Source organism: Deltaproteobacteria bacterium, assembly GCA_016177765.1.
Classification (GTDB): Bacteria; UBA10199; UBA10199; order JACPAL01; family JACOUP01; genus JACOUP01.
This window is the reverse complement of the sequence record JACOUP010000008.1, coordinates 35,270-56,742: the sequence shown is the minus strand read 5'-3', so window position 1 is coordinate 56,742 and position 21,473 is coordinate 35,270. Positions and strand designations below refer to the sequence as shown.

Sequence of the window (21,473 nt, the reverse complement as noted above, 5' to 3'; positions counted from 1 at the left end):
AAGCAACCTCTTTTCCAGCACTTGTCAAATGAAACCTGCTTGTTGTCCAGGGTTTGTGATCGGCGTACAATAGGGCTATGGTTTATTCCCTCCGGTTTTTCCTTCTCTTTTTGTCGGGTCTCTTTCTCGTCAGCGCCTCCGGGCAGGGGCTTGATGGGGGCAAGGGAGGGGGCGGGTGTGGGTGGGGGTATGACGAGGATGGTTTGTCGGGGGAGGGCGGCGGCAATGATGACGGAGTGACGGTGACTTCAGGACCAGGGGTTGGCGCGAACGTCGGGACCTCAAGCTTGGCAGCGCCTCAAGCCTTGACGATATCTGCCTCAGGTTCCAAGAGCCGGCAGATTGATTTAAGCTGGAATGCGGTTGATGGGGCGCAGAGCTACAATCTGTATTGGGCCACGACATCGGGAACCGCCACAAATAATGGGACACGACTGAGCGGTATTAAAACGGCCTCCTACTCCCATACCAGTTTGGCGGGGAGTGTCACTTACTACTATTATGTGACGGCCGTTGATTCGGACGGGAAGGAATCGGTGACCTCTTCGGAGGTCAATGCTACTGCCGGCTATCTTTGGGATATTTCTACGCTTGATTCAACGGGGAGTATAGGTGTTGCCCCATCATTGGCGATCGATAGCAATGGGAAGATCCATGTCGCCTATCAGGATTCGAGCAATGCCGATCTCAAATACATGACGAATTCAACCGGCTCATGGACACCGGTAACCCTCGATTCAACAGGGAATGTGGGCGCTAGTCCCTCACTAGCCATTGATAGCGCTGGAGATATTCATATTGCCTATTTTGATACGACCAACTTGAATCTTAAATACATCAAGAAGACTTCAGGGTCTTGGGGAGCACCGGCAACCCTTGATTCCACAGGGAGTGTCGGGCATAACCCCTCACTAGCCATTGATAGCGCTGGAGATATTCATATTGCCTATACGGATGGCACTACTGTTGGCAGTTTTGATCTCAAGTACATCAAGAACAGTTCAGGATCCTGGGGAGCACCGGCAACCCTCGATTCAGTGGGTAGCGTGGGGAACTACCCCTCGCTGGCGATTGATTCCTCGGACAAGGTTCACATCGCTTATACAGATCAAACCAATGCTGATCTCAAATACATGACGAATTCAACCGGCTCATGGGGGGAACCGGTGGCCATTGATTCAACGGGAAGCGTTGGTTACTATCCGGCGCTCATGGTAGACAGCTCCGGGAAAATTCATGTTGCTCATCACGCCAGCCCCGATCAAGATTTGAGATACACAACCAACGCCTCCGATTCATGGGTAAGCACAACGATTGATTCAACAGGGAATGTCGGTGTTTTCCCTGCGTCAGCCGTCGATAGTAATGGGAAATTTTACATCAGTTATTTCGACAATACAAAGCTGGATCTCAAGTTTGCCACCAACGCCTCCGGTTCATGGGTAGTATCAACCCTCGATTCCACGGGAAGTGTCGGTAGTTATTCTTCGGTTGTCATTGACAGCTCTGGCAAGGTTCATATTGCTTATACTGATACGACCAATGCCGACCTGAAATATATCACGGAGAAATAGGATCAGGTGGTTTTCTGGAGACCTTGACTCTATCCCAAGCATAATGTTCGTCCTTGCCTGAATCAAATTCGCTGATCTCTTTGGAAATCCGGACGGAACACCAGTCGTGGCCGCACATCGCGCAGAAGTCGGTGTCCACCCCCAGGTCCTCATCGTGATAGGCACGGGCTAGCTCCGGATCGAAGCTTAGCTCGAAATGTTTTTCCCAGTTCAAGGCGGCTCGGGCCTTGGTCAGTTCATCGTCACGGTTCCTCGCCCCCGGGATACCCAAGGCGATGTCAGCGGCATGGGCGGCAATCTTGTAGGCGACACACCCCTGTTTGACATCCTCCTTTTTTGGGAGACCCAAATGTTCTTTCGGCGTGACGTAGCAGAGCATCGCCGCCCCATGATACCCGGCGGCGGTCGCCCCGATGCAACTGGTGATATGGTCGTAACCGGGAAACATATCGGTGACGAGCGGTCCCAAAACGTAGAACGGCGCCCCGTGGCAGAGACGGCGCTGGAGTTTCATGTTGTACTCGATCTGGTCAAACGGGATGTGACCCGGTCCCTCCACCATCACCTGAACCCCTTTTCTCCAGGCCCGCTCCGTCAATTCTCCCAAGGTTGATAATTCCGCCAACTGGGCCTTGTCGGTCGCATCGGCCAATCCGCCGGGGCGGAGACCATCGCCGATGCTGAAGGTCACATCGTACTCGTGCAGGATGTCGCAGATCTCCTCCCAGATCGTGTACATGATATTTTCCTTTTTGTGGGCCAGCATCCATTTGGCCAGGATGGAACCGCCGCGGCTCACAATCCCAATAATCCGGTTTTTCACAAATTCCAGATGCCCTTGGAGGACACCGGCATGGATGGTGAAGTAATCGACCCCTTGCCGGGCCTGAAATCGGAGCGTTTTACAAATCACTTCTTCATCCAGCCCCTCGATTTTGCGCCCGATGATCATCGAATAGATCGGCACCGTTCCGATCGGCACGGTTGAGTTTTTAATAATCGCCTCGCGGGTCGCGTCGAGGTTGCCGCCGGTCGAAAGATCCATGACGGTATCGGCCCCCCACCGTTCGGCCCACTTTAGTTTTTCAACCTCCTGGAGTGTGTTGCTGGAAACCGGTGAGGCCCCCATGTTGGCGTTAATCTTGGTCAGACTCGCCCGGCCGATCGCCATCGGGTCGAGCTGGTATTGGAGGTGAACCTTGTTGGCCGGGATCACCATCCGACCGGCGGCAACCTCACACAAGACCTGTTCGACAGTGAGGTGTGGTTCTCTCTCGGCCACCCGTTTCATCTGTGGGGTGATTTGCCCCAACCGTGCGAATTCCAGTTGAGTGACCGGAACAAACCCTTGGGGGGCAATCCAGGAATCAGCGGCGTCGCGACGGAGGTGGCCCGGTTTTAATTTCCAACCCCCCGGCATGAAGTCCCATGCCGTTTTGTCTGATGGGAGTGGCATACCGGGTGAATCGGGGGAGCTGTAATTCGTTTTCATAAAACCTCCATTAATGTTGACTCTTCGTCCTTCCAGACCGGTTCGAGCCCCTTGGCTTGAACGGCACGACTGATCTCCTCTGGGGAGCGCTGGTCTTCGGTCTCAAATTGTTTGAGCGCCTGGTCGGGATGGAGGTAACCACCCGGCTCTGTCCTGGAACCGGCGCTCATCTGGGTCACCCCCAGCCCGATCAATTCGTCTCTCAAGGTCGCCGACTCCCTTGTGGAGAGGACAATACCGGCCTCCGGCAGGGCGAGACGAAAGGCGGCGATCAACTGTTTGAAATCATCATCAGAGACAGGGTGGGGGATCGCAAAATCACTGGCGCAGGGACGGAGACGCGGAAAACTGACCGTATAATCAGCCCGCCAATATTTTTTTCTTAAACCCAGCAGGTGTTCAAAAAGGGCTGTGGCCTCGGCCCGCCAGTCCGAAAGGCCGAGCAGGATCCCCATACCGAGCGACCGGATACCGCTCTGGAGGACCGCCTCCGCCGACTGAATCCTTTTCTCATAAAATTTCTTTGGTCCTGCAAGATGGACAGAGGCGTACTGCAGACGATCGTAGGTTTCCTGATAGAGGACGACGCGGTCGACGCCGCTGGCGCAAAGCCGGCTGTAAGTTTCTTTGTCGAAGGGGGCGACTTCAATGGCGAGTGAGGCAAACAGCGGTCTTAGTTTTTGAGCGATGAGGGACAGGTATTCGGGAGAAACCTGTTTGGGGTGTTCTCCGGAGACGAGCAGAAGATGGCGGAACCGCTGTTGCCGGAGATATTCCGCTTCTTTCAAAACTTCATCAACGGTCAGCGTCTTTCGTTCAATTTTATTTTGACGACTAAAACCACAGTAGGTGCAGGTGACGACACATTCGTTGGAAATATAGAGCGGGGCGAATAGCTGGATCGTCCGGCCGAATCTTTGACGGGTGAGGGTGCGGGCCGATTGAAACAAATGGAGACGTTCCGATTCGGTCAGCGGTTTCAGCAGGTTTTGAAATTGTTGAACGTTCATTTTTGACCCACGATCCCGACCAACGGACTCGATGCCTCCGCCTGTTCCTTTTCTTGAGCGATTCCTGCTTCATACCCTTTTCTCCCGGCGATCACCGCCAACCGGAACGCCTCGGCCATGAGGACTGGGTCTTCAGCGACGGCGATCGCGGTGTTGATGAGCACCGCATCCGCCCCCATCTCCAGCGCCTCCGTGGCGTGAGAAGGGGCCCCTAGACCAGCATCGACTACGACAGGGACGGTAGCCTGTTCGATAATGATCCGGATATTTTCTTTTGTCTTGATCCCTTTGGCAGAACCGATCGGGGAGCCGAGCGGCATGACGGTCGCTGTACCGATATCGGCCAGTCGTTTTGCGAGCACCGGATCGGCATTGATGTAAGGCAAAACAATGAACCCCTCCTTAATAAGGATCTCCGCCGCCTTGAAGGTTTCAATCGGGTCCGGCAGGAGGTATTGCGGGTCGGGGATCACCTCCAGTTTGAGCCAGTTCCCAAGTCCCGCCTCCCGTGACAGACGGGCGAGCCGGATCGCCTCAATGCTGTTGCGTGCCCCGGAGGTATTGGGGAGGAGGAGGTATTTGTTGCGGTCGATAAAATGGAGGATGTCGGTTTCGGGACGGGAGAGGTCGATCCGGCGGAGCGCCACAGTGACAATCTCTGTTCCGGAGGCTTCGAGGGCCTGGACCATCACCTGTGGAGAAGAAAATTTTCCGGTCCCGACAAGAAGACGGGAGTTAAATTCTTTACCGGCTATTTTAAGAGTATCAGGCATTGCCGTGCTTGCCGACCGAATGAATTCGGCGGCTAATATTTTTTAATTCCTTCCGGAATTCCGCAGGAATTTGTTTTCATTAGCCCACGAATTTATTCGTTGGGCTCCTTTTTACCCACCCCCCACGGCGCGGATAATTTCTACCGAATCATTTTCCCGAATCTGGACCTCGTTCCAAAGAGAACGGGGGATTACTTCATCATTAACCGCTATGGCCGTTGCTTCTGTGGGGAGGGAAAACCGCCCCAAGAGTTCTGTTAGGGAGATTGATTCTGCGAGGATTTCTTTTTGGCCGTTTAAGAGGACTTCAAACATTATCCCTCCGCCGGCATTATCCGGATCAGGTTCATCGGGTTTAATCTCAGCCGAAATAGCGGCACCCCGTAACCCTTCTCATACCGTGGTCGTTTTTTTTGTCAACCGATAACCGTACTCTCCCCATGCTTCAAGATGCGGAGCCGATCCCCCAGATTTTTTTCCGCCTGAAGCCGGAGGATCCATTCCAGCGGGGCGCCGAGTGGTTCAAGGGAAAGATTGAAGGTCCCCCAGTGGATCGGGATCATCACCTGGGCCTCCAGTTCTTCGAAGAGTTGCACCGCCTCGGCCGGGTTCATATGCCGGCTTTTCATAAACCAGGCCGGTTCGTAAGAACCGATCGGGAGCAAGGCCAAGTTAATACCTTTGGCGACCTCTCTTAAGGAGGGGCTATAGGCGGTGTCTCCCGGAAAAAAAATTGTTTTTCCGTTCTTGGCAACAAGGTAGCCGTTACAGTTATTGTACCGGAAGGGGGAGAGCCGAAACCCGACATGCCGGACCGGGAAGGCTTTAATTTCGGTCCCATCCCCAAGACGGGTCGAGCCGCCGTGGTCGATTTCAATCAGGGGATTCCGGATAAACTTTGAAAGAAAAGCCGCTAATCCGCGGGGCAGAACAACCGGAACATCGGAACGAAAATATTTGAATGAGAAGAGATCCAGGTGGTCGTAATGGGCGTGGGAGATCAGGATCGCTGAGGGATGGAGCGCCTCCGGCCTGATTTTCAGAGGGCTGTGCCGCCGGAGAAAGAGGACCCTCTCACTCAAGACCGGATCGGTGATGATCCTGGTCCCCTCGATCTCAAGATCAACCGTGGCGTGACCGATAAAAGTAGCTTTGATCATCGTTAGGGGCCTATAGCGTCCATAATGCCCCTTTGATTGACTTGCAATGTTAATATTGTTATCGAAAAACATCCATGTTGAGGGAAAGCCCTACATTTATCGAGATCAACCTTTCGGCGCTCCGCCACAATTTTTTAGAACTTCGTCACAAGATTGGTCCCTCCCTTAAGATTATGGCGGTGGTGAAATCAAATGCCTATGGGCATGGTACGACGCAAGTGGCGCCAGTGCTGGACGAAGCTGGGGCTGACTTTTTTGGCGTCGGGACGGTCGATGAAGGGATTGAATTGAGAGAAGTGGGTATTGCCAAACCGATTGTCATTCTTCTGGGTTTGCTGGATGGCCGTACAGAACCCTTTTTCGAACATCGACTGACCCCTGTCGTGGAAAATATTCGGGTCGCCAAACTCCTGGGTGCGGCGGCCAAAAAAAAGGGACAATCCCTTGCGATTCATCTCAAAGTCGACACCGGGATGAGCCGGCTGGGAGTGCCGATGGATCAGTGGGGTGGTTTTTGGCAGGAGTTTTCGAAAATTGATTCCCTTCGGTCTGAAGGGTTGCTGAGCCATCTGGCAGAGGCGGGCGACCCTGAGTTTACCGCCTTTCAAAGGGAAAATTTCAGCAAAATTCTTTCAGACCTGGAAAAGTGCGGCGTCAAACCGCAGTGGAGGCATTTGGCCAATTCCATCGAGGCGATCGAAGGGGAGGGTAGAGGTTGCAACCTTGTCCGGTTAGGGCTGGTTTTGTACGGGGCGGCGCCGATCCCCCGCTTGAAGGAAAAGATCGCCTTGAAACCGGTTTTATCGCTCAAGACAAGAATTATTTCGCTAAAAAAACTGGCCCCCGGGACACCGGTCAGTTATAACCGGACCTTCCGGACAAAGAGGGAGAGCCGGATCGGGGTTTTGCCGCTGGGGTATGCGGATGGTTATCCACGGATCGTTTCCAACAAGGCCTTTGTCCTTGTCAGAGGTCAAAAGGTGCCGGTTGTCGGGACCGTTTGCATGGATCTCTCCATGGTGGATCTGACGGACTGCCCCTCAGCCGAGGTTGGGGATGAGGTGGTCGTGATCGGGAGGCAGGGGAGTGAGGAGATTTCGGCGGATGATCTGGCCCAATGGTCGGAGACCATCTCTTACGAGATTTTTTGCCGGTTGTCGCCGCGGTTGAGACGGAGTTATGTTGAGAACTAGGAACGGGTATCGTATGACACAATTGATTGAAACAATCGGGGAGTTGGTTCGGAGGACCGTCCAGGAGGTGGGCCGGTTTTTTAGTTTTGCCCTCTCTTTTTTCCGGTGGCTTTTTGTCTCCCCTTTCCGCTGGTCCCTCCTGAGACAACAGATGGAGTTTTTAGGGGTCCAGTCTTTCCCGGTGATTGCCCTGACCGGTCTTTTCACCGGGATGGTTTTTGCCCTGCAGACTGCCTATGCCTTCCGCCTGTTTAATGCGGAATCCCTCATCGGTTCGACGGTCGGGCTCGCCCTGAGCCGTGAGATCGGCCCCGTTTTTACCGCCCTCATGGTCACGGCGCGGGCCGGTTCGGCGATGGCGGCGGAGATCGGTTCGATGCGGGTTACGGAACAGGTCGATGCCCTGGAATCGATGGCGGTCAACCCGGTCCATTACCTTGTTGTCCCCCGGGTGGTGGCCGGTTTTGTGATGGTGCCGCTCCTCTACGGCTTTTTTATCTTTATCGGCATCATCGGTTCCTATTTTGTGGCGGTCTCCCTCCTGGGTCTTCCGGAAGCCCCCTTCTTTCACAAACTTTATTACTATGTGGATATGGATGATATTGTCGGCGGGATGATGAAGGCCTCTGTTTTTGGCCTCCTTCTAACGCTCCTCTCCTGCCACCGGGGGTACCGCACTTCAGGGGGGGCGCAAGGGGTGGGGAGGGCAACAACCCAGGCGGTGGTGATCTCTTCGGTGGTTATCCTGGTGATGGATTATTTTCTCACGGCGTGGATTTTAGAATTTTTCCCGGAGTTTTAACAATGATCCAACTGAAACACCTTTCCAAAAGTTTTGGTTCGAATAAAGTTCTGAACGATCTCAATCTGGAGATCCCTCGAGAGAAAATCACCGTCATTTTGGGGCGGAGCGGTTGTGGGAAGAGTGTCCTCTTGAAGCATGTTATCGGCTTGTTACGGCCGGATGCCGGTGATGTGACGGTTGATGGGGTTTCTCTCAACCGGTTATCTGATAAGGAGCTGGCGTTGTTTCGCCGCCGGTTCGGGATGCTCTTTCAGAGCGCCGCCCTCTTTGACTCCCTGACTGTTTTTGAAAATGTCGCTTTTCCCCTCAGGGAACATTCGGGGCTCTCTCCGGACAAGATCGAGACCGTTGTGAAGAAAAAATTGGAGGCGGTTGGGCTTTCTGGGATAGAGGACAGGAGGCCCTCTGAACTTTCGGGCGGGATGCGAAAAAGGGTTGGACTTGCCAGGGCCATTGCGTTAGAACCAAAAATTATTTTGTACGATGAGCCAACCACAGGCCTGGATCCGATCATGACCAGTGCCATCAACCGACTTATTGTGGAGATGCCGGGGCGTTTGAAGATAACCTCCGTGGTCATCAGCCATGATATTGAATCCACATTCTTTATTGCCGATAAAGTGGCTCTGCTTCATGAGGGGCGGATTGTGGCCCAAGGCAGTCCGGAAGAGATAAAAAAATCGGATCTGCCGGTCGTTCGCCAATTTTTAGAGGGAAAGGACTAAAGTTTGATGATGCGTGACAGAGAGAGACAGCAGAATTTAAAAATCGGTCTTTTTGCCGTGATCGGTCTCCTGATTCTGGCCTATGCTACCATCCAGGTGAGCGACCGGAAACTCTCATCACAGGGGACCTATACGGTTTCGCTGGTCCTTAATTCAGCAACCGGTCTGACCAAAAAAACGCCGGTGCAGATTGCCGGTGTCCAGGTCGGCTATGTAGCCGGCTTGGAGTTGGTGGACAATCGGAAGGCCAACGTCCTGCTCCGCATCAACAAGGAAGTCCAGTTGACAAAAGATGTTACCGCCCAGGTCCGGACCAAGGGGTTTTTGGGCGAAACCTACATCGATCTGATGCCCGGATCACCGGGAAAGGGATATCTGGCCGCAGGGGAACAGATTACCGCTGTCAATCCCTACGTGGACCTCTCTGAGCTGACCTCCAAGTTAAATGCTATCGCTGAGGATATCAAGGAAGTGACCGGTTCGATGAAGAGGCATTTTGTAGAGGGGGGGAACTGGGATCAGATCATGAACAACTTTGCTATCCTCTCGGACAAGCTGAACAACAGCTTGGGTTATGTCTCCAGCATTTCCAGGAAGATTGACGAGGGAAAGGGGACGATCGGCCGTCTCGTCAACGATGAAGAAACCGCTGAGAACCTGAAGGAAGCGACCAAAGGGTTATCGGAGACGCTGGGGGGGGTGAACCGCCTTCAGGCGGAGATCGGTTATCACCTTGAGTATCTGGGAGATTCCAAAAGTGTGAAAAATTATGTTGGTCTTGGTTTGAAGCCGAGACCGGACAAGGCCTTTCTCCTGGAACTTGTTGTCGATCCGGACCCCTCGCCGAGGCGCCGTGTGACCACCACGGATGTGACGACCGGCGGTGTGACGACACAGGTTGTGAGCGATCAGCAGGTTGTGGAGAAGAACAAACTTTTGATCTCAGCCCAGCTCGCCAAGAGTTTTTATGACTTTACCCTGCGCGGTGGGATCATTGAATCCACAGGAGGGGTGGGGGCCGATTACAAAGTAGGACCGTTTGGGCTCACCTTTTCTGCCTTTGACTTCAGGACGAAGGATCAACAACGCCCCCACTTGAAGGCGTACGGACGGGCCAATCTGACACGCAATTTTTTCCTCCTGTCCGGGGTTGATGATTTTATCTCCAAACAGCGTGACCCTGACTGGTTTGTCGGGGCCGGTTTTCAGATTATTGACGAGGATATTAAGTCGATCTTTGGCGCCGCGAGGTTTCGGTGAGCAGGCTTAAGATTATTATCATCCTTTTTCTGGTCGCTATGGGCCTGCCGGTTCGTGGTCAGGATTCCGATATAACAAAGGAGCCCCCGCCGCCAGCCCGTATCCGGGTTGAAAAACTGTTTAACGGTTTTGATAAAGTGCCTGAGGATCAGATATTAAGGCTCAATCTGGATGAGTGTCTGGCCCGTGCCGCCCAGCACAATGAGGAGCTCAAGGCGAGTGATTATGACAAAGAAATTGCTGAAGAGAAATTACAGGAGGCAAAGATTATCGGGTCGCCGATCATTGAGTATGAATATAACCTTGCCCCGACACCGCAACGGGTTGACGATGCCGCCAAGAGCTTCTTCACCGGGGATATCACCGTTTTTAACCGGTTCAAGCTGGGGATCGGGACACCCCTTTCCACCTTCGGAAAGATCAAACTGGGTCAGGAGCTGGCGCGATCAGGGATTGAGGCCGAGTTGTTCAAGAAGGAGCAGAAAAAATCGGATCTCCTTTTCAAGGTCAAACAGCTTTACAATGGGATTTTGCTCGCCAGGGAACTGGATCGGCTCCTGGATGCCGCTCTCGAGCGTGTTCAAAAAGAGGTGGAGAAGAGGGAACAGGAGGAAGAGGGAAGCGACCCCTCGGAACTTCTCAAATTAAAGCTTTTTCTTCTCGAATTAGAAAAAAAGGTTGAAGAATCCGAAAAAAAGAAGATTCTGGCCAGAGAGGCGCTGAAGGTCCAGATGGGGCTTGACCGGTCGGTCCCCTTCGATATTAAGGATACCCGTTTGAGACCGGTTTCTGTGGATCTGGAAAAATTTGACACCTACCGGGATGAGGCGATGACCCACCGTCCCGAGGTTAAACTTCTGGAAATCGGCCTTGGGGCCAGAGAGAAGCTCTACCGGCTGGAGAGGCGAAAGTGGACTCCCAACCTTGGGGTGGGGGCCTTTTTTGAGATCGGGCGTGCCCCTTACGTGACCGGGGTTATTGCCACGGACGATTTTAACAATCCGTTCAACTTTACCCGGGCTGGGTTCGGCCTGCAGTTGAAGGGGCAGTTCGATTTCCACACGCAGAACTCAAAAATCCGCCAGGCGCGAAGCGAGGTGAAAAAGACCGAGATTCAGAAAGAATTGGCCACAAAGGGGATCACGCTGGAGCTGAAAGAGGCCTACATGGACCTGCAGAGCGCCAAGGCCGATCTGGAAAGGTCTGAGGAGTCCGGAAAACTGTCCCGAAGACTGCTTTTTCTGACCCAGAGCAGTTTTGATATCGGTCTTGCCGAATCAAAGGACCTGGTGGATGCCGTGCAGTCATTCCTGACGACCCGTGGACAATATTTTGAGGCGGTTTTTAATTACAACGTTGCTGTCGCCAAGCTGGATCAAAAAAGTGGAAGAGTTGCCGGAGAATAAAAAGGAGAATCTGATGTTTCAACGAACGATCGCAGTCATTTTGCTGGTGGCTTCTTTTGGATTCGGTGGCACACCCTTTGCCGAAACGGCGGGTAAAAAACAGGCCTCGGAAGGATCCCCGACCCGGGCCATCCAGGACTTAGATACCCTTCTGGACAGCTATAAGGTGGATGCCTCCACGCCAGAAGAGATCAGACAAAATGAAGAACTCAAGAAGAAGGTTATTCATGGGACGTTTGACATTCGCGAACTCTGCCGCCTCGCCCTGGCACAACACTGGCAGACGCTTTCTGAAAGAGACAAAGAGGCCTTTGTGGATCTGATGACCCGTCTTCTGGAAAAAAAGGCGGTTTTTTCCAAGGAACAGAGTCGCAGTAAATCCGGAGGGTCGTCCAAGGCCTCCTATTATGTCACTTATCTTGGTGAAAAGTTTCTCAATTCTGAAAAGACGAAGGCCCAGACGGAGAGCCGGGTCAATATTCCCTCCGAGACTATACAGGTCAGTCTTGATTACAAACTGAAGAAGGTTGATTCCGGTTGGAAGATTTTTGACGTGATCGTCGAAGGGGCGAGCCTTTTGGATAACTATAAGTTCCAGTTCGACAAGATCATCAAGAAAGACGGCTACCCGGATCTGATCCGGCGTATGCAATCCAAACTGAACGATCTGGAAAAAAAGTAATTATTATGAAACGGTGCATTCTTTTACTAGCCGACGGGGCGCGGCCGGATGTTTTTCGCCAGCTCCTCCAAGAGGGACGCCTTCCCGCGATTGAGAAGCACCTTCTAAAGAATGGGGTGTTCCGTTCGGCGGTCGCTACATTCCCCTCAACGACAGGCCCTGCCTATCTTCCGTTTCTGACCGGCTGTTATGCCGGAACCTGTAATCTTCCGGGGATCCGCTGGTTTGACCGTAAAAAATATGCCCAGGGGGGACTGCCGTTCCGTAGCTTCAGGAGTTATGTCGGGATTGAATCGATCCTCATGAATCGGGATATTAACCCCCAGATCAGGTCTCTTTTTCAGATCATCCCCAATTCCGTGAATATCTATAATGCGATCAACAAGGGGTCCCCTTTTCGGTGGAACAAGACAAAATTTTCACGGATATTTTATGCCTATTATGCCCACCTGACCGATCGCTGGTCGGTGATTGACAAGGCCTCCCGGCGAAAATTGATTTCCGCCCTTAAGACGCACCCGGACCTGCAGTTTGCCTTTGCGGTCTTTCCGGCGATCGACGAGTTTTCACACATCGGCGATCCTTTCCACCCGCTGACTCTCAAGGCGTATGAAGGGATTGACCAGATTGTTGGAGAGGTTTTTCGGGTGCTCACTCGAAGGGGCTGGCAGGATGAAACGATCGTCGGGATCGTGAGCGATCATGGCCTCTCATCGACGCATACCCATCTCCCGTTGAATCAATTCATGGAAGGGGAGGGGTTCAAGGTTTTTTACTACCCCCTTATTTTGAAGCGGCGATTTTCGGTGGCCAATATGGTGTCAGGCAACGGGATGGCCCACTTGTACCTCAAGGGACGCCGGGGCTGGGGGGAACCGATATTTGAAGAAGAGCTTCTTTCATACAAGGGAGGGCTCTTTCAAAAACTCCTGAACCGGCCCGAGATTGATATCATCGCCTGTCGCAATCAAAAGGGAGAAGTTGTCGTCACCAGCCGAAGGGGGAAGGCACGGCTCTGGAGGGAAGACGGGGGGATTGGTTATCAGGTAGACGCTAAGGAGAGCGACCCTTTTGGCTACCCGGCACTTCCTTTGAAGATGATGGAGGATGAGGCGCTGACCCGGACATTTGCGACCGACTACCCGGATGCCTTGGTCCAACTCCTCCAGATATTTCGGTCAGAACGGAGTGGAGACCTTGTCTTGAGCGCCAGCAAGGGGTGCGACCTTCGCAAACGGCATGAGATCCCGGAACATAAATCATCCCACGGTTCTCTGATCGCCGAACATATGCTGACCCCGATGATCCTTAATTTCCCGATCCAGAAGAAAGAGGTGAGGACGGTCGATCTTTTTCCAACCATCCTCAAGCTGTTGGGGAAAAAGATCCCGACCCCTATTGATGGGAATAGTTTGGTTTAGAGTGTAAATTTCTTGACGCCCTCTGACGCGATGTGTTATGGGTAGTCAGGAAGATGAAAATAGCTATTTTACTCAAGCAGGTTCCGGATACTGAAACTAAAATCAGAATCAAGGCGGATGGCAGTGGTATTGAGACCGATGGGATCAAGTATATTGTCAACCCTTACGACGAATATGCCGTTGAGGAGGGGATCAAAACCAAAGAAAAGGTAGCTGGCAGTGAAGTCGTTGTCTTCTCCCTCGGGCCGGCCCGTGTTGTGGAGGCGATTCGAACAGCCCTGGCGATGGGGGCCGACCGCGGGATTCACATTGATGATACCGGGATAGCGAGCGACAGTTTTACGGTGGCGATGGTTCTTGCCAAGGCCCTTGAATCTGAAAAATCGGACCTGATCCTTTGCGGCAAGAAGGGGATTGATGATGACTTGGCCCAGGTGATGACGATGGTTGCCGAATTTTTGGGTTTGGCGCAGGTCAATGTGATTGAAAAACTGGAATTGAGGGCAGACAACAAGGGAATTGTTGTCCATCGGCCTGTGGGGGGAGGGGCCCAGGAGATTTACGAAGTCGATTTTCCCTGCATCCTGAGTGCTGATAAAGGGCTAAATACCCCCCGTTACGCCTCACTCCCCGGGATCATGAAGGCGAAGACAAAACCACTCACCGTCCTTAAGGCGGCTGATCTCCTGGGCGACGTGAAACCGAAGACACAAAATACCAAATGGCGTCTCCCGCCGGAACGAAAGGCGGGCAAGGTGATTCAAGGAGAATCGCCCGAGGCAAAGGCCAAGGAGTTGGTCCGTCTACTCCGTGAAGAAGCGAAGGTACTATGACGAACATTCTCATCGTGGCGGAACATCAAGGTGGCGTCCTTAAGAAGACGGCGCTGGAGCTGGCAACAAAGGCCTCGTCCCTTGGGGGAGAGGTTGAGGTTGTCCTCATCGGCAGCAACCTGACAAAAATAGATAAAGAGTTGGGTGCCTATGGAGTCAAAAAAGTTTTTCTCCTCTCCAATACCAATTTTGAAAGGTACAACACCGAGGGGTTCACGAAGGTTCTTGTAGAATTGATTCAAGAGAGAAAATCTGGAATTGTCCTGGGGTCTGCTTCTCCATTGGGACTCGATCTCTTCCCTCGCTTGGCGGCACGGTTGAAAGTGGGACTCGCCACCGATTGCACGGAACTTCGTATCGATGGTGGCCAATTGGTGGCGACCCGTCCCGTTTATGCCGGCAAGGCCTTTGTCGATGTGACCTTTTCCTCAACCCCCCAGATGGCTACCATCCGTCCCAATTCGTTTGCCACAAAACAGACGGTGGTTGGCTCCCAGGCGGAGCTGATCAAGAAACAGGTGGATCCGGGTCCCCTTCGTGCTACAATTAAAGAGATCCGCAAGGGGAAAAGCGAAAAGCCGGATCTGACCGAGGCGGAGATTATTGTCTCTGGAGGACGGGCGATGGGGAGTGCCGAGACTTTCAAGATTCTTCATGAACTGGCCGATACGATTGGGGCGACCGTTGGGGCTTCACGGGCCGCCGTCGATTCCGGCTATGCAACGCATGACATGCAGGTGGGACAGACCGGCAAGACGGTCAACCCAAAGCTCTACATCGCCTGCGGTATTTCGGGGGCGATTCAGCACCTTGCCGGGATGAGAACGGCGAAGGTGATTGTGGCGATCAACAAGGACCCGGAGGCGCCTCTCTTTTCGAAGGCCGATTACGGAATTGTGGATGATCTTTTCAAGGTGGTTCCGGCATTGACGGCCGAATTTAAAAAGGTGTTGTCGGAAACTTAACAAACTTAAAGGAGGGTCCTCCATGGCCCAAACAGCCCAAAAACAGGCCTCTCCCGCCTTGGCGGAATCACACGGCGGGCTTTTTCTTTTGGAAAAGGTTGGCACTCGCAAGATTTTCACCCCTGAGCATTTGAGCGATGAGCAGAAACAGTTTGCCCAGCTGGTGCATGATTTTGTAACGAAAGAGGTGATGCCGAAGTCTGATCTGATTGAGGATCAGAAATTCGATCAGGCCTCGATCCCGCTCATGAAAAAGGCGGGAGAGCTGGGGATCCTTGCGGCCGATTTTCCCGAGGCGTATGGCGGGATGGGGATTGATAAGGTGACCGGCGTGGTGATGGGGGAAAATGCCTGTCTCCAGGGTTCCTTTGGCGTCACACTGATGTGTCACACCGGTATCGCCACATGGCCTCTCATCTACTTTGGAACCGAGGCACAGAAGGCAAAGTACCTCCCTAAACTGGCCACAGGCGAATGGATCGGGGCCTACTGCCTGACCGAACCGAATTCGGGTTCGGATGCATTGGGGATGAGGACTCGCGCGACCCTCTCCCCGGACGGCAAGTTTTATACCCTTAACGGTGAAAAGGTTTTTATCACCAATGGCGGTTTTGCCAAGCTCTTCACCGTTTTCGCCAAAATTGACGGCGATGACAAAAAAGTGACCGCGTTCCTCGTTGAAAAAAGTTTTCCGGGGGTCTCCATCGGCAAGGAAGAGAAAAAGATGGGGATCAAGGGTTCTTCAACAACCTCCGTCATCTTTCAGGATGCCAAAGTTCCGGTTGAGAATATCCTGGGGGAGATTGGCCGTGGGCACAAGGTTGCTTTTAATATCCTGAATCTCGGTCGCTTTAAACTTGGGGTCGCGGCGACAGGGGGTTCCAAGTACCTGATCGCCCAGTCGGTCAAGTATGCCAAGGAGAGGAAGCAGTTTAATCGACCGATCGCCTCCTTTGGGTTGATCCAGAAGAAGCTCTCAGACATGGTGATCCACACCTTCGTTTCCGAGGGGATGAACTACCGGACCGCCAGCCTGATGGATGAGGCGATCAAGAAACTGGATAAAAAAGAACCCAAGTACCATGAAAAAGTTTTGGCGATCGTCGAGGAGTTTGCCGTCGAGTCCTCCATTGCCAAGGTGTACGGTTCGGAATCTCTGGATTTTGTCGTCGATGAGGCGGTGCAGATTCTGGGGGGGTACGGATTCTTGAGCGAATATTTTGCCGAAAGACCGTATCGGGACCAGCGGGTCAACCGGATCTTTGAGGGGACGAACGAGATCAATCGCCTGTTGATCCCGGGAATGCTGATCAAACGGACGATGAAGGGGGAGCTCGACCTGATGGGGGAGGTTTCCCGGATCCTGGCCGAACTCAAGACTGGTTTCACGAAAACAGGGACCGGGCTGCTTGTGGATGAGATCTATCAGACCGATCTTGCCAAAAGGCTGGCGGTCTATGCCAGCGCCGTTGCTGTCCAGAAGTATGCCGAGGGGATCAAGGAGGAGCAGTTTGTTTTGGAATATATGGCCGACCTCTGCACCGACGCCTACTGCATGGATACGGCTGTTATTCGGGCGCTCCAGATGATCGAAGAAAAAGGGGAATCCGCGGCCGCCATTGCGGTGGCGATCGTGAAGACTTATGTGAATGAACGGTACCATGACATGATCGGCCGGGCCAAAAGGATGTTTGCGGTTGTTGCTGGCGGTGCGGCCGATGAGTTCCAGAAATACGCCCGGGCGCTCCAGCGGTTTGACTACTACGTCCCGATCGATACCGTTGCCACCCGAAAAAAGATTGCCGAAAAGGCGATTGAGGTCGAAAAATACCCCTTTGACTAGTCCAGGGGTCAAGTCCTTTGTTGACTAGTTCTCTTCTTAGACTTTCATGAACCCTGAAAAAATGTCGTGGCAGTTTTTCATATGTAACCCACGCGTTCGATCGATCCATCTCGCTTTTTAGTTGACTTTTAGTGTAATAAAATACACTATTTGGTGTAATAATATACGCTATGATCTCTCTTCGAAGTCAAATCACCAAGCATCTCTTGGGGTTTTTATTCATCCATGAGAAAGAATCATTTTACATCAATCAGCTTGCTAGAGAATTGAACGTCGATCGTGGAAATTTGATCAGGAAGTTAAGTGAGTTGGAGAAAGAAGGTCTCCTCCAGAGTGAGTATCGGGGCCATCAAAGATATTATTCCCTTAATAGAAAGTATCCTCTCTATTCTGAATATCGTGATATTATTCGGAAGACGATTGGCTTGGAAGCGGAACTGACCAGGGCTCTGAAACAAATTGGCGGGATTCAAAAGGCCTATCTCTTCGGTTCTTATGCCAAGGATAAAATGAATATTTTGAGCGATATTGATCTTCTCGTCATCGGACAACACCAGAGTGTTTCTCTTTATGAAAAACTTTCGGGTATTCAGAAACAGTTCGGTCGTACGATCAACGCGATGAGTATGGGTCCGCTGGAATTCGAACGGAAAAAGAAAGGTTCTTTTCTGAGTCAGGTTTTGAAAGGGATCATTATTGAATTAGTATGAAATCCATCGACACACGGTTCTTTCAAAAGTTCAATTTTCAGGACCAACAGGTGAAGCGTTATTGGGAGAACGCTCTCAAGGATCTTGGTATTGCGAAAAAAGATCCCATTCTTGAGGTCAAGTTCACCTACAGTTACCAAGCCTTGATCAAAACAGCGATTACTCTTTTGGCCAAGCATCAGGTCAAGGTCAGGAGTGTTCCCGGCCATCATGTTAGACTGCTGGAATATTTGAGCGAATTATTGAAAGAACCAAAGGTCCTGGCGGTTGGCAATGTCATGCGTTCTAAGCGGAATATCGATCTGTATGGTGAAGGAGAAATGGTGACTGAAAAAGAAGTTGAGGATTGTCTCGCTTTTGTGAGTGAAATTGTCGAAAAGGCCCGCGGACTGATGGGCTCTAAATTCTAAAGACTCTCGGCCAAGTATTCCGCGACATTTTTTGGTCTTTCCAAAATTCCATAGTTGGAATTCTTTTAAAATCTTCCCTCCCTTGATGGGAGGGAATGAAAGGGAGGGTGATCCCGGAAAATTCTTTCGGCCTGTTTTTCTTATCACCCTCTCCCACGCCCTCCCCCATCAAGGGGGAGGGGAAATTTGGGTGATTTAATTCTCTTACCACACATTGCATTTCTGAAAGAATCGCCTTAATTTACAGTAGCTCCCCATAAGTTTCTTGTCTCTCGATTGTCGTTGTCGTGCTATTTCCAACTGGATAAACTTCTTTGCCGATGGAATGCAATCATTAAAGAGAGTTTCGTTTGCGGAATAAAGTTCTTTTCGCAAATAATGTAAGATTAGCTCACCGTCATCATCCTCGACAATCAAGGCGAGCACTTCTTTTGCCGTCTTTGCTATGATTGGGGCCACTTCATTGGACACTCCTTTCTGGGGCTGTGTGGCCAGTGGCTGAATGTAATTTATAAAGTTCTGTCCAATGACTATCCGGGGATAGCCCGCCTCTTTTTCCAAACGAAAGGCTCGATGAAGCATTGTGCCATAAATACTATTTTCCTCTATGTGGGTTCCCCAGCCAAGTTCAATAGCACCCCTAACCGGAATGCCTGCACCCAAGAACGCAAGCATCTGCATGGATATGCCTGTCATCAAGTCCCGAATGCTGACGACGGGAATTGCTTCATTTGGATCACTTGTAATGAGAACTTTCAACAAGGCCGCATCACCCATGAATTCTACGTCCACTTTTGCTCTCGTCAATTTTTTCCAGGCATCAACACTTATCTTGCCGCTCAATTCTTGGGGCAGGGGAATTGGCTGGTTGATGTCTCCGACAACCTTACGCAGATGATCGCGGAATTGTTTGACGCGATCAAAAGTCGGCTTCATTTTTTGAATAAGCTCGTCTTTCTTTCCTGTGATACAGTCGAAAACAAACCGATCGGTCAAAGATTCAAGTAATTCACCTTGGCCGAGAAGATCAAAATAAGCTAAGACGTAGAAATTATATTCGGGCATGGTTCCTCTTCAATTTTAATGTATCTATAGCAGTTGCTTGGCAGTCTGTTGACAAACTCGCTTGACCCTTCGACAGGCTCAGGGTGCCCATTTATTTTTCCAGTACTCACCCGGACATGGTGAGCCCGTCGAACCATGAAAGGATACTTTGTCGACATCCTAACTAAAGACTCTCGGCCAAGTATTCCGCGACATCCTTGGTTTCAATCGAGTCGCCGAGGTTCTTGTCCCGCGTGGCATCGCGGAGCATCGTGATGCAGAAGGGACAGGCGGAGGCGGCGCCGTTCGGGTTGACGGATTGAATATCTTCCAGCCGCTTGTGATTAACGCGTGTCCCGATCTTCTCCTCCATCCACATCCGCCCCCCGCCGGCGCCGCAACAACGGCCATTTTCGCGAGAAAGTTCCATCTCCAGAAGATTCAGACCGGGGATCGACTTTAAAATCTCCCGCGGGGCATCGTAGACCTCGTTGTACCGGCCCAAATAACAGGAGTCGTGGAACGTAATTTTTTTGGCTAATTCCTTTTTCGGTTTCAGTTTCCCTTCCCGGATAAGTTCGTAGAGAAATTCGGTGTGATGCACAACCTCGTAATTGCCCCCAAACTGAGGGTATTCATTTTTGATCGTGTTGAAACAGTGGGGGCAGGCGGTCAGGACTTTTTTGATGCTATATTTTTGAAAGGTCTGGATATTCTCTTTGGCCAAGGTCTGGAAGAGGTATTCGTTGCCGATCCGGCGGGCCGGGTCCCCGGTGCACTTTTCCTCCTTCGCGAGGATCGCAAAGTTGATTTGCGCCTCCTGCAGGAGTTTGATGATGGCGGTTGCGATCTTTTTATTCCTGTCGTCAAACGAACCAGCGCACCCCATGAAATAAAGGTATTCCGCATCCGGCTTTTCGGCGATCGTTTTGACCCCCAGTTCCTTGACCCAGTTCCCGCGATCCTCAGAACTGATCCCCCAGGGGTTGTAGTTCTTTTCTAAATTCTTGAAGGTGTTCTGGACCTCTGGCGGCATACTTCCTTGCATGAGAACCAGATTCCGTCGCATCCCGACGATCTTGTCGACGTACTCGATAAAGACCGGACAGGCCTCTTCACAGGCACGACAAGTCGTACAGGACCAGAGGATCTCCGGATCGATCACGGAAGGGGAAAGAGGGGCCTCCTCGCCGCTGGGTGCATCACTCTTTTTCTGTAGAAAAGGAGGCATCAGCTGTTCTTTTTTCCGAATAAAGTCTCTCAGGGTTATGGTGACCTCTTTGGGGTTCAATGGCTTGTCCGTTGCTGTGGCGGGACAGACCGAACTGCAACGCCCGCACTCCGTGCAACTGGCGATATCCAGCAACTGCTTCCAGTCCATATCCTCCACCTTGCCGATACCAAAAGAGGTCGCTTTTTCATCCTCAAGATTGATCGAGTCCAACGCCCCGTAAGGGGTTAGCCGTTTGAGGAAGACGTTAAAGAAGGAGGTGATGATATGGAAATGTTTGCCATACGGGAGGAAATTCAGGAAGACCAGGATTGTCGTAATATGAATGAAATACATGACGGTGAAACCGACTGCCCAATGCGCTAGTCCTTCCATCGCGAGGTCGGTCACCATCAGCGTGAGGATCATGAAAAGGATCAGCGTTCCTTCTTTGGATAGTGTCAGGTGTCTCGGTTTTGAGATCAACCGGCGGTAGAGCATGTAACCGGTGGCAATGATGACCAGCCCTTCAAAGGGGAACAGGGTCCATTCATAGAGCCTTCCAAAGAATCCGTCCAAGAGCGGAAAGACAAAATCCTTGTCGAAACCGAGACCGAAAAGGGTGATCGTTCGGATGGAGATGATGCAAAAACCCCAGAAGATGAAGGCATGCATCAGACCGGCCCTGGGGCTGACAGTGAACATACGGCGCTGACCGAGGAAGTATTTGAAGATTCCCTGGACCCGTTCAGGGATATTTTGGAGGCGATTGTTGGGCCGCCACTTGAGGGAGACCCGGACCCAGCGGGTCATTGTGTAGGCGAAGAAGGTGAGGGCGTAGACAAGGAGGAGGGAGACGGAGACCGGGTACATAATTGGAGTGACCTAACCAAAGAAACGGAGTTGTTTCAAGCTGTTTTTCTCGTTGGAGGGGAGAATTTTTTATGATAAAGAACA

The 21,473-nt window shown here is 51.8% G+C and carries 20 protein-coding genes and 1 riboswitch; of the genes, 13 read left to right on the top strand and 7 right to left on the bottom strand.

Going from position 1 to position 21,473, the window contains the following annotated elements; translation table 11 throughout:
- Positions 1 to 77: 77 nt before the first annotated feature.
- Positions 78 to 1,574, top strand: a complete 1,497-nt coding sequence (locus HYS22_02710; GenBank protein ID MBI1909063.1) for a hypothetical protein — start codon at positions 78 to 80, stop codon at positions 1,572 to 1,574.
- On the opposite strand, the gene thiC is transcribed toward HYS22_02710, so the two are convergent.
- From thiC to HYS22_02685, 5 genes are all read right to left on the bottom strand, one after another.
- Positions 1,561 to 3,030 carry a phosphomethylpyrimidine synthase gene (gene thiC, locus HYS22_02705; GenBank protein MBI1909062.1) on the bottom strand — a complete coding sequence of 490 codons (1,470 nt, stop codon included), beginning with the start codon at positions 3,028 to 3,030 and terminating at the stop codon, positions 1,561 to 1,563. The two genes, HYS22_02710 and thiC, sit on opposite strands and share 14 nt — an antisense overlap.
- A 32-nt stretch (positions 3,031 to 3,062) precedes the next feature.
- Positions 3,063 to 4,076 carry a 2-iminoacetate synthase ThiH gene (thiH, locus tag HYS22_02700; GenBank protein ID MBI1909061.1) on the bottom strand — a complete coding sequence of 338 codons (1,014 nt, stop codon included), beginning with the start codon at positions 4,074 to 4,076 and terminating at the stop codon, positions 3,063 to 3,065.
- Positions 4,073 to 4,849: a thiazole synthase gene (locus HYS22_02695; GenBank protein ID MBI1909060.1), complete on the bottom strand. Its 777-nt coding sequence runs from the start codon at positions 4,847 to 4,849 to the stop codon at positions 4,073 to 4,075. The genes thiH and HYS22_02695 overlap by 4 nt, the downstream gene beginning before the upstream one ends.
- Positions 4,850 to 4,960: 111 nt before the next feature.
- Positions 4,961 to 5,164 carry a sulfur carrier protein ThiS gene (gene thiS / locus HYS22_02690; protein ID MBI1909059.1) on the bottom strand — a complete coding sequence of 68 codons (204 nt, stop codon included), beginning with the start codon at positions 5,162 to 5,164 and terminating at the stop codon, positions 4,961 to 4,963.
- Positions 5,150 to 5,243: riboswitch (TPP riboswitch) on the bottom strand. Its footprint overlaps the gene before it by 15 nt.
- A 22-nt stretch (positions 5,244 to 5,265) precedes the next feature.
- Entirely contained in the window at positions 5,266 to 6,009 is a 744-nt protein-coding gene (locus HYS22_02685; GenBank protein ID MBI1909058.1) for an MBL fold metallo-hydrolase, read from the bottom strand.
- A gap of 74 nt (positions 6,010 to 6,083) precedes the next feature.
- Here HYS22_02685 and alr point away from each other — a divergent pair, with 74 nt between their 5' ends.
- The 12 genes from alr (at position 6,084) to HYS22_02625 (ending at position 18,262) form a co-directional block, all read left to right on the top strand.
- The gene (gene alr / locus HYS22_02680; protein MBI1909057.1) at positions 6,084 to 7,202 is read left to right on the top strand and encodes an alanine racemase; all 1,119 of its coding nucleotides are present in this window, start codon (positions 6,084 to 6,086) and stop codon (positions 7,200 to 7,202) included.
- 13 nt (positions 7,203 to 7,215) lie between these two features.
- Positions 7,216 to 8,004 carry an ABC transporter permease gene (locus HYS22_02675; protein MBI1909056.1) on the top strand — a complete coding sequence of 263 codons (789 nt, stop codon included), beginning with the start codon at positions 7,216 to 7,218 and terminating at the stop codon, positions 8,002 to 8,004.
- 2 nt (positions 8,005 to 8,006) lie between these two features.
- Entirely contained in the window at positions 8,007 to 8,732 is a 726-nt protein-coding gene (locus HYS22_02670) for an ABC transporter ATP-binding protein (GenBank protein MBI1909055.1), read from the top strand.
- Positions 8,733 to 8,735: 3 nt separating this feature from the next.
- Positions 8,736 to 9,992: an MCE family protein gene (locus tag HYS22_02665; protein MBI1909054.1), complete on the top strand. Its 1,257-nt coding sequence runs from the start codon at positions 8,736 to 8,738 to the stop codon at positions 9,990 to 9,992.
- Positions 9,989 to 11,398, top strand: a complete 1,410-nt coding sequence (locus tag HYS22_02660) for a TolC family protein (GenBank protein MBI1909053.1) — start codon at positions 9,989 to 9,991, stop codon at positions 11,396 to 11,398. Before HYS22_02665 ends, HYS22_02660 begins: the two co-directional genes overlap by 4 nt.
- Before the next feature lie 13 nt (positions 11,399 to 11,411).
- The gene (locus tag HYS22_02655; protein MBI1909052.1) at positions 11,412 to 12,080 is read left to right on the top strand and encodes an ABC transporter substrate-binding protein; all 669 of its coding nucleotides are present in this window, start codon (positions 11,412 to 11,414) and stop codon (positions 12,078 to 12,080) included.
- A 5-nt stretch (positions 12,081 to 12,085) separates the two neighbouring features.
- Entirely contained in the window at positions 12,086 to 13,501 is a 1,416-nt protein-coding gene (locus tag HYS22_02650; GenBank protein ID MBI1909051.1) for an alkaline phosphatase family protein, read from the top strand.
- Between the two features lie 53 nt (positions 13,502 to 13,554).
- Positions 13,555 to 14,334, top strand: coding sequence for an electron transfer flavoprotein subunit beta/FixA family protein (locus tag HYS22_02645; GenBank protein ID MBI1909050.1), 780 nt, complete (start codon positions 13,555 to 13,557; stop codon positions 14,332 to 14,334).
- On the top strand, positions 14,331 to 15,299 hold the full coding sequence (locus HYS22_02640) for an electron transfer flavoprotein subunit alpha/FixB family protein (GenBank protein MBI1909049.1): 969 nt from the start codon (positions 14,331 to 14,333) through the stop codon (positions 15,297 to 15,299). Before HYS22_02645 ends, HYS22_02640 begins: the two co-directional genes overlap by 4 nt.
- A 22-nt stretch (positions 15,300 to 15,321) precedes the next feature.
- Positions 15,322 to 17,142, top strand: a complete 1,821-nt coding sequence (locus tag HYS22_02635; protein ID MBI1909048.1) for an acyl-CoA dehydrogenase family protein — start codon at positions 15,322 to 15,324, stop codon at positions 17,140 to 17,142.
- 170 nt (positions 17,143 to 17,312) lie between these two features.
- The gene (locus HYS22_02630; protein MBI1909047.1) at positions 17,313 to 17,852 is read left to right on the top strand and encodes a nucleotidyltransferase domain-containing protein; all 540 of its coding nucleotides are present in this window, start codon (positions 17,313 to 17,315) and stop codon (positions 17,850 to 17,852) included.
- On the top strand, positions 17,849 to 18,262 hold the full coding sequence (locus HYS22_02625; GenBank protein MBI1909046.1) for a hypothetical protein: 414 nt from the start codon (positions 17,849 to 17,851) through the stop codon (positions 18,260 to 18,262). The genes HYS22_02630 and HYS22_02625 overlap by 4 nt, the downstream gene beginning before the upstream one ends.
- Before the next feature lie 204 nt (positions 18,263 to 18,466).
- Here HYS22_02625 and HYS22_02620 read toward each other — a convergent pair whose 3' ends face one another.
- Both HYS22_02620 and HYS22_02615 read right to left on the bottom strand, forming a co-directional pair.
- A complete protein-coding gene (locus HYS22_02620) occupies positions 18,467 to 19,327 on the bottom strand; it encodes a hypothetical protein (protein ID MBI1909045.1) in 861 nt (286 codons plus the stop codon).
- Positions 19,328 to 19,490: 163 nt separating this feature from the next.
- On the bottom strand, positions 19,491 to 21,389 hold the full coding sequence (locus HYS22_02615) for a (Fe-S)-binding protein (GenBank protein MBI1909044.1): 1,899 nt from the start codon (positions 21,387 to 21,389) through the stop codon (positions 19,491 to 19,493).
- Positions 21,390 to 21,473: the final 84 nt, after the last annotated feature.

Bases quoted from the DNA above. Each gene is read 5' to 3' on its own strand.
- HYS22_02710 (MBI1909063.1), top strand. From the start codon at position 78: ATGGTTTATTCCCTCCGGTTTTTCCTTCTCTTTTTGTCGGGTCTCTTT.
- HYS22_02650 (MBI1909051.1), top strand. From the start codon at position 12,086: ATGAAACGGTGCATTCTTTTACTAGCCGACGGGGCGCGGCCGGATGTT.
- thiC (MBI1909062.1), bottom strand. From the start codon at position 3,030: ATGCCACTCCCATCAGACAAAACGGCATGGGACTTCATGCCGGGGGGT.
- thiH (MBI1909061.1), bottom strand. From the start codon at position 4,076: ATGAACGTTCAACAATTTCAAAACCTGCTGAAACCGCTGACCGAATCG.
- HYS22_02655 (MBI1909052.1), top strand. From the start codon at position 11,412: ATGTTTCAACGAACGATCGCAGTCATTTTGCTGGTGGCTTCTTTTGGA.
- HYS22_02625 (MBI1909046.1), top strand. From the start codon at position 17,849: ATGAAATCCATCGACACACGGTTCTTTCAAAAGTTCAATTTTCAGGAC.
- HYS22_02620 (MBI1909045.1), bottom strand. From the start codon at position 19,327: ATGCCCGAATATAATTTCTACGTCTTAGCTTATTTTGATCTTCTCGGC.
- HYS22_02635 (MBI1909048.1), top strand. From the start codon at position 15,322: ATGGCCCAAACAGCCCAAAAACAGGCCTCTCCCGCCTTGGCGGAATCA.
- thiS (MBI1909059.1), bottom strand. From the start codon at position 5,164: ATGTTTGAAGTCCTCTTAAACGGCCAAAAAGAAATCCTCGCAGAATCA.
- HYS22_02640 (MBI1909049.1), top strand. From the start codon at position 14,331: ATGACGAACATTCTCATCGTGGCGGAACATCAAGGTGGCGTCCTTAAG.
- HYS22_02630 (MBI1909047.1), top strand. From the start codon at position 17,313: ATGATCTCTCTTCGAAGTCAAATCACCAAGCATCTCTTGGGGTTTTTA.
- HYS22_02695 (MBI1909060.1), bottom strand. From the start codon at position 4,849: ATGCCTGATACTCTTAAAATAGCCGGTAAAGAATTTAACTCCCGTCTT.
- HYS22_02670 (MBI1909055.1), top strand. From the start codon at position 8,007: ATGATCCAACTGAAACACCTTTCCAAAAGTTTTGGTTCGAATAAAGTT.
- HYS22_02685 (MBI1909058.1), bottom strand. From the start codon at position 6,009: ATGATCAAAGCTACTTTTATCGGTCACGCCACGGTTGATCTTGAGATC.
- HYS22_02645 (MBI1909050.1), top strand. From the start codon at position 13,555: ATGAAAATAGCTATTTTACTCAAGCAGGTTCCGGATACTGAAACTAAA.
- HYS22_02615 (MBI1909044.1), bottom strand. From the start codon at position 21,389: ATGTACCCGGTCTCCGTCTCCCTCCTCCTTGTCTACGCCCTCACCTTC.
- alr (MBI1909057.1), top strand. From the start codon at position 6,084: ATGTTGAGGGAAAGCCCTACATTTATCGAGATCAACCTTTCGGCGCTC.
- HYS22_02675 (MBI1909056.1), top strand. From the start codon at position 7,216: ATGACACAATTGATTGAAACAATCGGGGAGTTGGTTCGGAGGACCGTC.